Annotated in this window: 12 protein-coding genes; 4 read left to right on the top strand and 8 right to left on the bottom strand. The window is 67.3% G+C overall.

All coding sequences use genetic code 11. The features are described 5' to 3' along the window. Positions 1-5: 5 nt before the first annotated feature. From KZX42_RS14935 to KZX42_RS14925, 3 genes are all read right to left on the bottom strand, one after another. The gene (locus tag KZX42_RS14935; RefSeq protein ID WP_248120583.1) at positions 6-560 is read right to left on the bottom strand and encodes a DUF2939 domain-containing protein; all 555 of its coding nucleotides are present in this window, start codon (positions 558-560) and stop codon (positions 6-8) included. Positions 561-594: 34 nt separating this feature from the next. Next, positions 595-1,176 (bottom strand): DUF2939 domain-containing protein, encoded by a 582-nt coding sequence (locus KZX42_RS14930; RefSeq protein ID WP_248120581.1) that lies wholly within the window; start codon positions 1,174-1,176, stop codon positions 595-597. A gap of 161 nt (positions 1,177-1,337) precedes the next feature. Continuing rightward, the gene (locus KZX42_RS14925) at positions 1,338-2,558 is read right to left on the bottom strand and encodes an NADP-dependent isocitrate dehydrogenase (protein ID WP_248120580.1); all 1,221 of its coding nucleotides are present in this window, start codon (positions 2,556-2,558) and stop codon (positions 1,338-1,340) included. A 179-nt stretch (positions 2,559-2,737) separates the two neighbouring features. Here KZX42_RS14925 and KZX42_RS14920 point away from each other — a divergent pair, with 179 nt between their 5' ends. From KZX42_RS14920 to KZX42_RS14905, 4 genes are read left to right on the top strand one after another with little or no spacing between them, the layout of a single operon-like run. Further along, entirely contained in the window at positions 2,738-2,905 is a 168-nt protein-coding gene (locus KZX42_RS14920; protein WP_248120578.1) for a hypothetical protein, read from the top strand. Next, positions 2,869-3,081, top strand: coding sequence for a DUF2945 domain-containing protein (locus KZX42_RS14915; protein WP_248120576.1), 213 nt, complete (start codon positions 2,869-2,871; stop codon positions 3,079-3,081). The genes KZX42_RS14920 and KZX42_RS14915 overlap by 37 nt, the downstream gene beginning before the upstream one ends. Beyond that, a complete protein-coding gene (locus KZX42_RS14910) occupies positions 3,078-4,214 on the top strand; it encodes a DUF1176 domain-containing protein (protein ID WP_248120574.1) in 1,137 nt (378 codons plus the stop codon). The genes KZX42_RS14915 and KZX42_RS14910 overlap by 4 nt, the downstream gene beginning before the upstream one ends. After that, positions 4,163-5,134: an NAD(P)/FAD-dependent oxidoreductase gene (locus KZX42_RS14905; RefSeq protein ID WP_248120572.1), complete on the top strand. Its 972-nt coding sequence runs from the start codon at positions 4,163-4,165 to the stop codon at positions 5,132-5,134. The genes KZX42_RS14910 and KZX42_RS14905 overlap by 52 nt, the downstream gene beginning before the upstream one ends. 9 nt (positions 5,135-5,143) lie before the next feature. Here the strand turns inward: KZX42_RS14905 and KZX42_RS14900 are convergent, their stop codons facing one another. The 5 genes from KZX42_RS14900 to truB form a co-directional block, all read right to left on the bottom strand. Beyond that, entirely contained in the window at positions 5,144-6,943 is a 1,800-nt protein-coding gene (locus KZX42_RS14900; RefSeq protein ID WP_248120570.1) for a DUF885 family protein, read from the bottom strand. 86 nt (positions 6,944-7,029) lie between these two features. Beyond that, on the bottom strand, positions 7,030-8,868 hold the full coding sequence (locus tag KZX42_RS14895; RefSeq protein ID WP_248120568.1) for a DUF885 family protein: 1,839 nt from the start codon (positions 8,866-8,868) through the stop codon (positions 7,030-7,032). Between the two features lie 147 nt (positions 8,869-9,015). Further along, complete coding sequence (pnp, locus tag KZX42_RS14890) at positions 9,016-11,250, bottom strand: polyribonucleotide nucleotidyltransferase (protein ID WP_248120567.1); 2,235 nt, start codon at positions 11,248-11,250, stop codon at positions 9,016-9,018. Between the two features lie 245 nt (positions 11,251-11,495). Beyond that, a complete protein-coding gene (rpsO, locus tag KZX42_RS14885; RefSeq protein WP_017506665.1) occupies positions 11,496-11,765 on the bottom strand; it encodes a 30S ribosomal protein S15 in 270 nt (89 codons plus the stop codon). Positions 11,766-11,845: 80 nt separating this feature from the next. Continuing rightward, entirely contained in the window at positions 11,846-12,775 is a 930-nt protein-coding gene (gene truB, locus KZX42_RS14880) for a tRNA pseudouridine(55) synthase TruB (protein ID WP_248120565.1), read from the bottom strand. Between the last annotated feature and the right edge of the window lie 16 nt (positions 12,776-12,791).

The following is a 12,791-nucleotide window of genomic DNA, read 5'->3' as shown; positions in this document are numbered from 1 at the left end:
CCGCATCACATCATCGGATCGGGCGTCAGATCGACGCCGGCCAGCTTCCAGTTGAACGGCCCGCGACGCTCCAGGATCAACACCAGTTCCTCTTCCGGCTTGTCGTCGCGCGTCAGGGTCACGGCGAAGCGGTTCAGCCCGCGATAGGCCCATGACTGGCGCACCTTGTCCTTGGGCGCGGCGGGCGTGTCGTCGGCGGGCGCCGGCCGTTCCGGCGCCGGCGTCTCGCCGGACCGCACCAGGGCCGCAACCCCCTGCGGCGTGACGAAGTTGTCGACCGCCCCGTCCACCAGCGACGGCGCCACCAGCATCCCCAGGGCCGCCAGCCCCCGGTCGCCCTTGGCCCGTTCGCGGATTTCCAGTCGCGCGCGGGCGTTCAGTTCGCTCTTCAGGCTGGCGCGAAAGGCGGGGAAGTCCACCTGCCGTTCCAGCGCCCCCGCATCCCCGGCCCGCGCCGCCCGCACGATCCCCTGCGCCGCCAGGAAGGGCGAGACGAACAGGGCGACGGCCAGGGCGACGATCCCGGCGATGACGGCCCCGATGACGATCTTGCGGGTCATGATCCCTCCTTTGGGAAACGGATGATGAGGCGGCTCATGGACGACCGACCTGGGCGGGCGCGGCCAGCGGCGCTGCGCCCTCGGGCAGGCCGATATGGACCAGCTTCCATTCGAACGGCCCTCGCCGCTCGAAGGTGAACAGGGTGCGCGATCCGCCCTGATCGGCGACCGCCATCCGCACCCGGTTGACGCTCCAATAGGCGGGGCGCGGCCAGGGCTTCTTGACCTTTGCGCCCGGCGGCGTCGCAGCGTGCGTCCGCTGGTTGGCGTAGCGCCCCTCGCCCCTCAGCAGGCCCGAAAGGGCCGCCGGCGTCAGATAGGCGTTCACATCGGGCTGACGCTGCAGCGGGTTCTGCTGCTCAAACTGTCGTCGGAAGGCGCCGATGGGATCCTCCAGGAAGGACGGCGCCGGCGCCATCGCCTCGGGCCGCCCCGCCAGCTGCGGCCTCAGCGACTGACGGACTGCGCCGAAGTCGATCAGTCGCGAAAGCCCCGCCACATCGCTGGCCTCCGCCGCCGAACGTATGGCGAAGAAGCCCACCGCCGGCGCGGCGAAGAAGGCCAGCACCGCCACGGCGAGCGCCGCCAGCACCAGATTTCCGAACAGCCGCTTCACGAACGCTTCCTCATTATCGCCGATCATGCACGCCCCGGCTCCCGGCACAACGAAAAGCCCCGACGGATCGCTCCGTCGGGGCCTTCATTCTTGTCTATCCTATCGCGCATCGCGCGACTTGAGACAGTCCTCCCCGGCGAAGCTGGGGGAGAAGATCAACCTTAGCCGACGTCCGGCAGGGCGGTCTTGAGGTTTTCGGCCACCTTGTCGAGGAAGCCTTCGGTGGTCAGCCAGCCCTGTTGGTCGCCGACCAGCAGCGCCAGGTCCTTGGTCATGAAGCCAGCTTCGACGGTGTCGACGACGACCTTCTCCAAGGTGTCGGCGAACTGGTCCAGGGCCGCGTTGCCGTCCAGCTTGGCGCGGTGCTTGAAGCCGCGCGTCCAGGCGAAGATCGAGGCGATCGAGTTGGTCGAGGTGGCCTCGCCCTTCTGATGCTGGCGATAGTGGCGGGTCACGGTGCCGTGGGCGGCTTCCGTCTCCAGCACCTTGCCGTCCGGGGTCATCAGGACCGAGGTCATCAGGCCCAGCGAGCCGAAGCCCTGCGCCACCACGTCGGACTGCACGTCGCCGTCGTAGTTCTTGCACGCCCAGACGAAGCCGCCCGACCACTTCATCGCGGCCGCCACCATGTCGTCGATCAGACGGTGCTCGTAGGTCAGGCCGCGCGCCTTGAACTCGGCGGCGTAGTGTTCGTCGAACACTTCCTGGAACAGGTCCTTGAAGCGGCCGTCATAGGCTTTCAGGATCGTGTTCTTGGTCGACAGATAGACCGGATAGTTGCGCTGCAGGCCATAGGCGAACGAGGCGTGGGCGAACTCGCGGATCGAGGCGTCCTGGTTGTACATGGCCATGGCCACGCCGGCGCCGGGCGCCTTGTAGACCTCGTGTTCGATCACTTCGCCGTCCTCGCCGACGAACTTGATCGTCAGGGTGCCGGGGCCGGGCATCAGGAAGTCGGTGGCCTTGTACTGGTCGCCGAAGGCGTGACGGCCGACCACGATGGGCTGGGTCCAGCCCGGAACCAGGCGCGGCACGTTGGAGCAGATGATCGGCTCGCGGAAGACCACGCCGCCCAGGATGTTGCGGATGGTGCCGTTCGGCGACTTCCACATCTTCTTCAGGCCGAACTCGGCGACGCGCGCCTCATCGGGGGTGATGGTGGCGCACTTGACGCCCACGCCGTGCTTCTGGATCGCGTGGGCCGCATCGATGGTCACCTGGTCGTCGGTGGCGTCGCGGTGCTCCATGCCCAGGTCATAGTAGTCCAGCTCCAGATCCAGGAACGGGAAGACCAGCTTGTCCTTGATCATCTGCCAGATGATGCGGGTCATTTCGTCGCCGTCGATGTCGACGATGGGGTTTTCGACCTTGATCTTGGCCATGCGCGTGTCCGCCTGTGACTGTGGGAAGGAATATCGTGGCGGCGGTATAGCGGGGCGGGGCGTTCACGCAAAGCCCGACCCGGCGTTAACCCTGCCCGGAAAAAGCCATCCGCGGCCAAGCTGAACCAGATGCGCCCGTTCGGAGTCTTTCAGGGCCCGAAACGACGACGGACGACGGAATGACGGATGAAGAGCGCGACCTTGTCGAGCAGTGGATCATGGTCTTTTGCGAGGCGCCGCCAGTGATCGACGCGGAACTGATGCGCCGGCTGATCGCTGAGCATCAAGCGGGGCCGCAGGGAGCACAGCCATGCCGGAAAAGACGTTCAAGGCCGGTGATCGCGTAAAATGGGATCATAGCCAGGGCGCGACCACCGGCAAGGTGCTCAAGAAGGTCACCTCTGAAACCCGCATCAAGGGCCATAAGGTCGCCGCTTCTCCCGATAACCCGGAATATATCGTGGAGAGCGCCAAGACCGGCGCACGCGCGGCCCACAAACCGTCGGAGTTGAAGAAGGCATGATCGCTTCCCGAATGATGGTCGCCGTCGGGGCGTCCGCCCTCGCCCTGGCCGCCTGCGGCGACAAGGATTCAACGAAGAAGACCGGCGCCCCCGCGGCCCCCGCCGCATCCGCCCCGACGCCCGCCGCCGCGCCGGTGCTTCAGATCGCCAGCGAGACCAAATCGTTCCGCGACTGGAGCGCCACCTGCGGCAATGACGGAACCTGCTGGGCTTTCGGCTTCACCTCCGGGTTCAATGGCGGCTGGGTTCGCATCATGCTCGACCCTGGCCCGGACGCCAGGCCCCAGGTGGTGTTCGGCTACTGGCCGCACGACGATGCTAAGGGTCCGGCGCGTATCGGCCTGACCATCGACGGCCGCAACTTCGCCGCCGATCTGAACGCGGCCAGCGAGGACGACGCCCCGATCGGCCAGATCCCCGGCGACGTCCGGCCCGTCATCGACGCCTTGGCCCAGGGCAAGGTCATGACCATTCGCGGAGTCTCCAGCCAGGATATCTCCCTGCATGGCGCAGCGGCCGCCCTGTTGTGGATCGACGAGAAGCAAGGGCGCCTGGACACGCCCACGGCCCTGATGCGACGCGGCGAAAAGCCGGCCTCCACCGTGCCGGTCGCGCCTGACTTGCCCACGGTGGCGGCTGCGCCGCCCGTGAGCCAGGCGGGCTTCGGCGATCAGAACCAGACCCTGCCCGCCGCCCTTCGCGGCCTGACCGAGGTCGGAAACTGTCTTAAGGAATCGGCCATGCCGGCCGTCAGCGACATGGTCATGTCCGCCCGGCTGGATGCGCGCACCGAGCTGTGGGCCGTGCCCTGCGGCTCGGGCGCCTACAACCTGACCCACAACTGGTATCTGACCGGACCGGGCGGGCGCGATCCCCGACCGGCGGCCCTGATCGGCACGGCCGGGCCGGGCGCGGATCCGAACGCGCCCGACAACTCGACCGTCAATGGAGAATACGATCCCGGTTCGCGCACCCTGTCCAGCTTCGCCAAGGGGCGCGGCATCGGCGATTGCGGGACCTTGCAGACCTGGACCTGGACCGGCCAGCGCTTCGTTTTGACACGCGAAAGCACGATGGGCGAATGCGCGGGCGTGCCGTCCGACTTCTGGCCTGTCGCCTGGCGCACGCGGTGAACGACCCAGAGGTTCTGGTCATCGGCGCCGGCCCCGCCGGCTTGACGGCCGCGACCTACCTCGCCCGCTTTCGTCGCCAGACCTTGGTGATCGACGGCGGACGACCGCGCGCCTGCTGGATCCCGCTCAGCCACAATACCCCCGGCTTTCCCGCCGGGGTCTCCGGCCCCGACATCCTGGCCCGGATGCGCGAACAGGCCGAGGAATATGGCGCCGTCCTCTCGGCGGGCCGAGTGACGACCCTGGCCCCGGATGGCCAAGGCTTCGTCGCCGAAGTCGAGGGCCAGACCCTGCGCGCCCGCGCCGTCCTTCTGGCCACAGGCGTCGTCGATCATCACCCTGACCTACCAGACGTTGAGCGGGCGGTTCAGCGGGCGCTGGTGCGCATCTGCCCGATCTGCGACGGCTATGAGGCGACCGGCAAGGTCGTCGCCGTCATCGGGCGCAGCGACAAGGGCGCGCGCGAGGCCGCCTTCATGCGGACCTATTCCGACCGGGTCACCCTGATCCACATCGGTCCGCCGGACGCCCTGACACGGCGTGACGAGCTGGACCGGCTGGGCGTCGAACTGATCTTCGCTCCGCTGGAGGCCGTACGGCTGGAACAGGATCGGGTGACGGCCCTGACCTGGAAAGGGCCGGGCGGATCGGTCCAGACGCGGGCTTTCGACCTGGTCTATTCGGCGCTGGGAACGTCGCCGAACGCCGAACTGGCCCAAGGCCTGGGGGCGCGCCTGTCCGACGACGGCCGGCTGGAGGTCGATCTGCACCAGGCGACCAGCGTGCCCGGCCTCTACGCCGCCGGCGACGTGGTGCGCGGCCTCAACCAGATCGCCGTGGCCACCGCCGAGGCCGCCGTCGCCGCCACCGACATCCACAACCGCCTGCGCCAGATCGACGGCCTGACCGTCGCGGATTAGGCCAAACCTCTAGGCGCGGCCGCCCACGATCCGTTCCAGCACCGCCAGCGGCAGCGACCCGTTCTCCAGAACCTTGTCGTGGAAGGCGCGCAGGTCGAAGTCGGGCTTGGCTTCGGCCTCCTTGCGCAGGCGGGCGATGACCGTATGGCCGACCTTGTAGGAACAGGCCTGGCCGGGCCAGACGCAGTAGCGGTTGATCTCGCTGTTCGACGCATCCAGCGGCTTGGCGCCCGAGGCCGCCATATATTCGACCGCCCGTTCCCGGCTCCAGCGCTCGGAGTGCAGGCCCGTGTCCACCACCAGACGCACGGCCCGGAACAGATAGGACATCAAAAAACCGACCCGGCCCAGCGGATCCGTCGCATAGGCGTCCAGGTCGTCGGCCGCCACCGCCTCCGCATACAAGGCCCAGCCCTCGTTATAGGCCGAGAAGCCGCCCGCGCGGCGCCATTGCGGCAGCTCGCCGGACTCGCGCTGCAGCGCCACCTGCAGGTGATGCCCTGGCGAGGCCTCATGATAGGTCAGGGTCGGCAGGGCGAAGCGCGGCCAGTTCCCGCTGTCGCGCAGGTTGATGTAATAGGCGCCCGGTCGCGACCCATCCAACGGCGGTCCCTGGTAATAGCCGCCCGGCGCACCCGATTGGATCGACACAGGCACGCGACGGATTTCGACGTGCGACTTGGGCAGGCGGCCGAACACCTGAGGCAGTTTCGGCTCCAGATCGGCGACCAGCCGGTTCAGCCAGGCCAGCAGTTCGGCCTTGCCTGCGTCGGTGTTGGCGAACAGCTGGGCCGGCTCCTTGTTCAGGGCCTGGATGCGTTCGCCGACCGTGCCCTGGGTATAGCCCTGGGTCTTCAGGATGGCGTCGATCTCGGCGCTGATTTCGGCCACCTGTTCGCGGCCCAAGGCGTGGATTTCGCGGGCGGTCAGGGTCGTGGTCGTATTGGCCTTGAGCCCTGCCGCATAGAAGGCCTCGCCGTCCGGCAGACGCCAGACCCCCGCGTCATGGGTGGCGCGGGGACGCAAGGCTTCCAGCGCCGCGATCTGGGCGGCCAGGGCCGGTTTGACCTTCTGGTCCATGATCGCGGCGGCGCGACCGTCATAACCCGCCAGGCCCAGATCGCCCGTCTTGCGCGCCAGCGACTTCAGCATGGCCATGTCGGCGACGGGCGTGTCGCGCAGGGCCCGAATCTGCGGCAACATCCGGTCGATGATGAAGTCGGGCGGGATGGCGCCCAGACCAGCGTCTTCCTCTATCTTGGCCGTCTCGCCGTCCAGTACGCCCGAGAAGGCTTCCAGCCGCGACAGGAAGGCGTCGGCGCCGGCCGCATCCTCGACCCGGTGCTGATTGTCCAGGAAGTCCGGCGTGCTGAAATAGGCGCCCGACAACTGGGTCACGACATAGGGCGACGGTCGCCCCGGCCCCGCCCCATAGTCGAAGCGCGCCGTCTCCGCCGCCGTCTCCGCGCCGAAGGCGGCGATGGCGTAGTTCAGCGCCCCGGCCGACGACAGACCGGCCTGGTCGAAGCCTTTCAACTGGCCCCAGCGATCCAAGGCCTTCGCACGATCTTTGCGGATGGCGTCCGGCCCGGTCTCGCTGAGCCTTGACGACAGGCTGGCGCGCGCGCCCCGATCCAGACCCAGGTTGGTGGCGCGCTCCGGGCTGTCGTCGATATCGGCCTCGAACCAGCCGTCCAGCAGACCATTCAGCCGTCCATCCGCGTCGGTCTGAAGGGGCTCGGCCTGAACCAGAGTCGGCGCGACCGCCACAGCGGCGGCGGTCAGCAAAAGGCGGCGACGGTCGATCATGCGGCGAACTCTCGGTGACGGACCGCGCCCGCGCCGAGGCGGTCCCTGTTTGTCTTCGACGTCGGTCCGGCGCGACCGGGATGCGATCAGGCCTGGGCCGCGACCCAACCGTTGACGATCCGCTCCAGCACCGACAGCGGCACGCCGCCGGCGGCCAGGGCCGTGTCGTGGAAACCCTTGATGTCGAACCTGGACCCCAGGGTGGTCTTGGCCGTCTCGCGCAGCCGAACCCATTCGTTGTGCCCGACCTTGTAGGCGCAGGCCTGGCCGGGCCAGCCGCAATAGCGTTCGACCTCGGACGTCGCCGCCCCCTCCTGGTCGCCATAGGCCTCCATCATGTAGCGGATTCCCTGTTCGCGGCTCCAACCCTTGGAGTGGATGCCGGTGTCGACCACCAGGCGCGCGGCGCGGAACATCAGCGACTGAAGATAGCCGACCTGCCCGACCGGATCGTTCTCATAGGCGCCCAGTTCGTCGGCGAGCTGTTCGGCGTAAAGCCCCCAGCCCTCGACATAGCTGGAGAAGCCCAACAGGTTCATCAGAAGCGGCGCCGACGGGCTCTCTTGCTGCAGGCTGATCTGCAGATGGTGACCCGGCGTGGCCTCGTGATAGGTCAGGGTCGGCAGGGACCAGGACGGCCATTCCGCCGTGTCCTTCAGATTGATCCAATAGATGCCCGGCCGCGTCCCATCCAGGCTGGGCGCGTTGTAATAGCCCATCGGCGCGCCCGCCTCGATCTCGGGCGGCACGCGCTTGATCTCGACCTTGGCCTTGGGCAGGCGGCCGAAGGCGTTGGGCAGGCGGGCCTGCATGTCCGCCATCTGGGCGTTCAGCTTGGCGATCAGCTCGGCCTTGCCCGCATCGGTATTGGCGTAGATGTACTTGGGATCGTCCCCCAGGGCGGCGATCCGCTGGGCGACCGACCCCTGCGTCAGCCCTTGCGCCTTCAACAGGCCATCGGCGCGCGCGGTCAATTCGGCCATCTGTTCGACGCCGGTGCGGTGGATCTCGTCGGCGGTCAGTCGGGTGGTCGTGATGTAGCGCAGGCTGTTGGCGTAATACTCCTCGCCCTGCGGCAGGCGGCGCACCGACGCCTCGTGCACGGCGTTCGGCTGGGCGGCCTTCAGCACCGCGTTCTGCGCCGCCAGGGCCGGATAGACCCGTGTTTCGATCAGACGCTGGACCTGGGCGCCCCAGTCGCCGCTCAGGCCCTTGGCCTGGGTCCGGTCCACCACGGATTGGGTCAGGGGGGAGGTCGCCGCCGAAGTGCCCAGGACGCCATCCTGTTGGCGGATCGCCTTGGCCAGGATGAAGTCGGGCGGCACGACCCCCAGCGCATACTCCTCCTTCAGCCGATCCGTTTCGGCGGCCAGGACATCGGCGAAGGCGTTGACCCGCACCACATAGGCGTCGGCGTCGGCGGCGGTCTCGATGGTGTGCTGATTGGCCAGGAAGTCCGGCGTGGACTGATAGGCGCCGCCCTGCTGGCTGACCCGATACGGATTGGGCCAGCCGCCCTGGCCATAGGGGATGTCGTAGGTGGCGATGACCCCGTCCAGATTGTCCTTGATGCTGTCGTAATAGTTCAGGTCGCGGGGCGACAGTGCGCGGCGGTCGATGCGGGCCAGGTCGGCGGACTGCTGGCGGATGAAGGCGCGCTGGCCCTCCTCCTCGGCGCGGGTCGGGGCGGTCAGTTGCGACTTGGCGGCGGCGCGCCCGCCCTTGTCCAGGCCGAAGGCGGTTACGACCTCAGGCGCGCGATCCAACGTGCCCTCGAACGCCTTGTCCATGAAGATTTTGAAGGCGCCGTCCGCCGCTCCCGCCGTCCCGCCGTCCTGCGGCCGGCCGAAGGCGGTCGCGCCCCCAAGGGCCGAAAGGCCCGCGCCTAGGGCGGCGGACTGAAGAAGGCGGCGGCGATCCAGCATGACGTTCTCCCCACGGACGATGCGGCAATGGAGACCGCACGAGTGGATGCGGCAAGTGAAATCGCCGCAAGGTCAGTCCGGTTGGCGAAGAAAAAGGCCCGGCGGATTGTTCCGCCGGGCCTCGTTCAGTCTTGGTATCGAAGTCGCTTAGTCGCGACGACGACGGCCGCGATCGCCACCCCGATCACCGCCCTCGCGCTTGGGACGACCGCCGGTGTCTTCCGACAGCGGGGCCTCGCCGCGCTCGGCGCGTTCGGCGTTGATCTTGTCGGTGATGTCCTCGCCGGTTTCCTGATCCACGACCTTCATCGACAGCTTGGTCTTGCCGCGATCGTCGAAGCCCAGGAACTTGACCTTGACCTCCTGGCCTTCCGACAGGACGTCGGCCGGATTGGCGACGCGTTCCAGAGCGATCTGGGACACGTGGACCAGGCCGTCCTTGGCGCCGAAGAAGTTCACGAAGGCGCCGAAGTCGACGACCTTCACGACCTTGCCGGTGTAGATCGTGCCGACTTCCGGTTCCGAGGCGATGGACTGGATCCAGGCCTTGGCCGCGTCGATCTTCTCCTGGTCGTTGGCGGCGACCTTGATGGTGCCGTCGTCGCCGATGTCGATCTTGGCGCCGGTCTTCTCGACGATCTCGCGGATCACCTTGCCGCCCGAACCGATCACTTCACGGATCTTGTCGACCGCGATCTTGATGGTTTCGATCTTGGGCGCGTGTTCGCCCAGTTCGGTGCGCGGCGCGTCCATGGCCTTGGACATCTCGTCCAGGATGTGCAGGCGACCGGCCGAAGCCTGGGTCAGGGCCTGTTCCATGATCTCCTTGGTGATGCCGGCGACCTTGATGTCCATCTGCAGGCTGGTGATGCCCTGCGACGTGCCGGCGACCTTGAAGTCCATGTCGCCCAGGTGATCTTCGTCACCCAGGATGTCCGACAGGATGGCGAACTCGCCCGACGGCTCCAGGATCAGACCCATGGCGATGCCGGAGACCGGACGGATCAGCGGAACGCCCGCGTCCATCAGGGCCAGCGACGAACCGCAGACCGTGGCCATCGAGGACGAGCCGTTCGACTCGGTGATCTCCGACACCAGACGGATGGTGTAGGGGAAGTCTTCCTTGGTCGGCAGCATCGGGCGGATCGCGCGCCAGGCCAGTTTGCCGTGACCGATTTCGCGACGGCCGGGCGAACCCATGCGACCCGCTTCACCCACCGAATAGGGGGGGAAGTTGTAGTGCAGCAGGAAGCTTTCCTTGTAGGTGCCCTGCAGGCTGTCGATGTACTGCTCGTCCTCGCCGGTGCCCAGAGTGGCGACGACCAGGGCCTGGGTTTCGCCGCGCGTGAACAGGGCCGAACCGTGGGTGCGCGGCAGGACGCCGACTTCCGACACGATGGCGCGGACCTTGTCAAGGGCGCGGCCGTCGACGCGGTGCGCGTTTTCGATGATGTCGCGACGCAGGACTTCGGCTTCACATTCCTTGAAGGCGGCCGAGAACTTGGAGCTGTCGACGCCTTCGGGGTTCTCGTCGGTCTTCACCAGTTTGGCGGCGGCGGTCTTCTTGGCCGCATCGACGCCCGAGCGACGGTCGTACTTGCCGGGGTGGGTGTAGGCGGCCTTGATGTCCTCGCCGACCAGCGACTTGATCGAGGCGACGACGTCGGCGTGGTCTTCGGCCTGGAAGTCGAACGGCTCCTTGGCGGCGTGTTCGGCCAGGTCGATGATGGCGTCGATGACCGGCTGCATGCCCGCGTGCGCGAACATCAGGGCTTCCAGCATCTTCTCTTCCGACAGCTCCTTGGCTTCGGATTCGACCATCATCAGGGCGTCCTGCGTGCCGGCGACCACCAGGTCGAGGTCCGAGGTCGGGACCTGGTCGATGGTCGGGTTCAGGACCAGCTCACCGTCGATCAGGCCGACGCGCGCGGCGCCGATCGGGCCCATGAAGGGCACGCCCGAGATGGTCAGGGCGGCCGAGGCGGCGACCATGCCCAGGACGTCCGGGTCGTTTTCCATGTCGTGCTGCAGCACGGTCACGACGACCTGGGTCTCGTTCTTGAAGCCCTTGACGAACAGCGGGCGGATCGGACGGTCGATCAGGCGGGAAACCAGGGTTTCCTTCTCGGACGGACGGCCTTCACGCTTGAAGTAACCACCGGGGATCTTGCCGGCGGCGAAGGTCTTTTCCTGGTAGTTGACGGTCAGGGGGAAGAAGTCCAGGCCCGGCTTGGGCGCGCGGCCATAGACGACGGTGGCCAGAACCACGGTCTCGCCATAGGTGGCCAGCACGGCGCCATCGGCCTGGCGGGCGATGCGGCCCGTTTCCAGGGTCAGCGGGCGTCCGGCCCACTCGATCGTCTTGCGTTTGATGTCGAACATATTTCGTCTTTCGTATCCCGGCGGGCGTATTCCCGGCGGGGTCCCATCATGGGGCGGATGCGTCGGCGTTCAGTCCTTCGATCCAGAGGTCGCCGCGCCATCGCGAACGACCGGGAGAGGACCGTCATGGCCCTCGCAGCAGCGCCGTTAAGTCCTGCGGCGCACAGGTCGTGTCTAGTTGCACAACGAGGCGCGGACGTGACCGCCCGCGCCTCGAAAGCGTTCTTTTACACTGATCCGACGCCTTAGCGGCGAAGGCCCAGCTTGGAGATGAGCGCCTGGTAGCGGCCGGCGTCGACCTTGTTCAGGTGGTCGAGCAGGCGGCGACGTTGCGACACCATCTTCAGAAGGCCACGACGCGAGTGGTTGTCCTTCTTGTGGGTCTTGAAGTGTTCGGTCAGGTTGGCGATGCGTTCCGACAGGATCGCGACCTGAACCTCGGCCGAGCCGGTGTCGCCGGCGGAGCGGGCGTTATCGGCGATGATCTCGTGCTTGCGTTCAGCAGTAACCGACATCGTAAGAGTCCTTTCTTGGCCTATCGCGCTTCGCGCGACTTGAGGCCGTGGGGTCTCGGCCCTTGCCGGATGGCGCGGGCCTAGAGGTTGAAAACGCGGTCGGGTTCTAGCCGGCCGGCCCGCAACTGACAGAGGGCGACGAGGGTCTGGCCCTGAAAGGCTGAAACCGTGCGCGAACCGTCGGAAAGACGGCCTTTGAGGGTTTCCACCTGACGGGGGAGCAGAACGATCGGGCGTCCCTGCCGAAGCGAGAAGGCGTCCTGTTCCGTTACGGCCAGTTCCGGGATGTCGTCCAGAGCGGTCGCGACGGCAAGCAAGCCTTCCGAGGCGGCGCCCCTATGCACCATTTCCTCCAGAGAATCCAGAGTGACGGCGTTTTGCGTGCTGAACGGCCCCACCCGCTCGCGTCGCAGGGCGCTGACATGGCCCTCGGCGCCCAGAACCGCCGCCAGGTCGCGCGCCAGCGATCGCACATAGACGCCCTTGCCGGTGCGGATGGTGATTTCAACGTGGTCGGCGTCGGGCGCGCCGCTGACCTCGGCGGAATGGATGGTCACGCGCCGCGACGGCAGTTCGAACTCCACCCCGTCGCGCGCCAGGTCATAGGCGCGGGCGCCGTCCACCTTGATGGCGGAAAAGCGCGGCGGGGTCTGGTCGATCTCGCCGACGAAGGCGGGCAGGGCGGCCTTCACCTGATCCACGGTCGGGCGCACGTCCGACCGTCCGATGATCTCGCCCTCGCGGTCCACGCTGTCGGTCGAGACGCCCCAGTTGATGGTGAAGCGATAGACCTTCTGCGCCTCCATCATCATGGGCACGGTCTTGGTCGCTTCGCCCAGCGCGATGGGCAGGATGCCGCTGGCCAATGGGTCCAGCGTGCCTGCGTGACCGGCCTTCTGGGCGTCGAACAGGCGGCGGATGCGGCTGACGGCCTCGGTCGATCCCATCTCGAACGGCTTGTCCAGGCACACCCAGCCGTCGACGATCTCGCCCTTCTTCTTGCGGCCCATTACGGTTGGCCTATCG

Source organism: Brevundimonas sp. EYE_349, from assembly GCF_023147505.1.
Lineage (GTDB): Bacteria > Pseudomonadota > Alphaproteobacteria > Caulobacterales > Caulobacteraceae > Brevundimonas.
Note: the sequence above shows the minus strand (reverse complement) of the source record. Positions and strands in the feature narration are given on the sequence as shown.

What these genes read in the sequence shown, in the direction of transcription:
- KZX42_RS14935 (WP_248120583.1), bottom strand. Translation starts at nt 560, where the DNA reads ATGACCCGCAAGATCGTCATCGGGGCCGTCATCGCCGGGATCGTCGCC.
- KZX42_RS14925 (WP_248120580.1), bottom strand. Translation starts at nt 2,558, where the DNA reads ATGGCCAAGATCAAGGTCGAAAACCCCATCGTCGACATCGACGGCGAC.
- KZX42_RS14920 (WP_248120578.1), top strand. Translation starts at nt 2,738, where the DNA reads ATGACGGATGAAGAGCGCGACCTTGTCGAGCAGTGGATCATGGTCTTT.
- KZX42_RS14915 (WP_248120576.1), top strand. Translation starts at nt 2,869, where the DNA reads ATGCCGGAAAAGACGTTCAAGGCCGGTGATCGCGTAAAATGGGATCAT.
- KZX42_RS14910 (WP_248120574.1), top strand. Translation starts at nt 3,078, where the DNA reads ATGATCGCTTCCCGAATGATGGTCGCCGTCGGGGCGTCCGCCCTCGCC.
- KZX42_RS14905 (WP_248120572.1), top strand. Translation starts at nt 4,163, where the DNA reads ATGCGCGGGCGTGCCGTCCGACTTCTGGCCTGTCGCCTGGCGCACGCG.
- KZX42_RS14900 (WP_248120570.1), bottom strand. Translation starts at nt 6,943, where the DNA reads ATGATCGACCGTCGCCGCCTTTTGCTGACCGCCGCCGCTGTGGCGGTC.
- KZX42_RS14895 (WP_248120568.1), bottom strand. Translation starts at nt 8,868, where the DNA reads ATGCTGGATCGCCGCCGCCTTCTTCAGTCCGCCGCCCTAGGCGCGGGC.
- pnp (WP_248120567.1), bottom strand. Translation starts at nt 11,250, where the DNA reads ATGTTCGACATCAAACGCAAGACGATCGAGTGGGCCGGACGCCCGCTG.
- rpsO (WP_017506665.1), bottom strand. Translation starts at nt 11,765, where the DNA reads ATGTCGGTTACTGCTGAACGCAAGCACGAGATCATCGCCGATAACGCC.
- truB (WP_248120565.1), bottom strand. Translation starts at nt 12,775, where the DNA reads ATGGGCCGCAAGAAGAAGGGCGAGATCGTCGACGGCTGGGTGTGCCTG.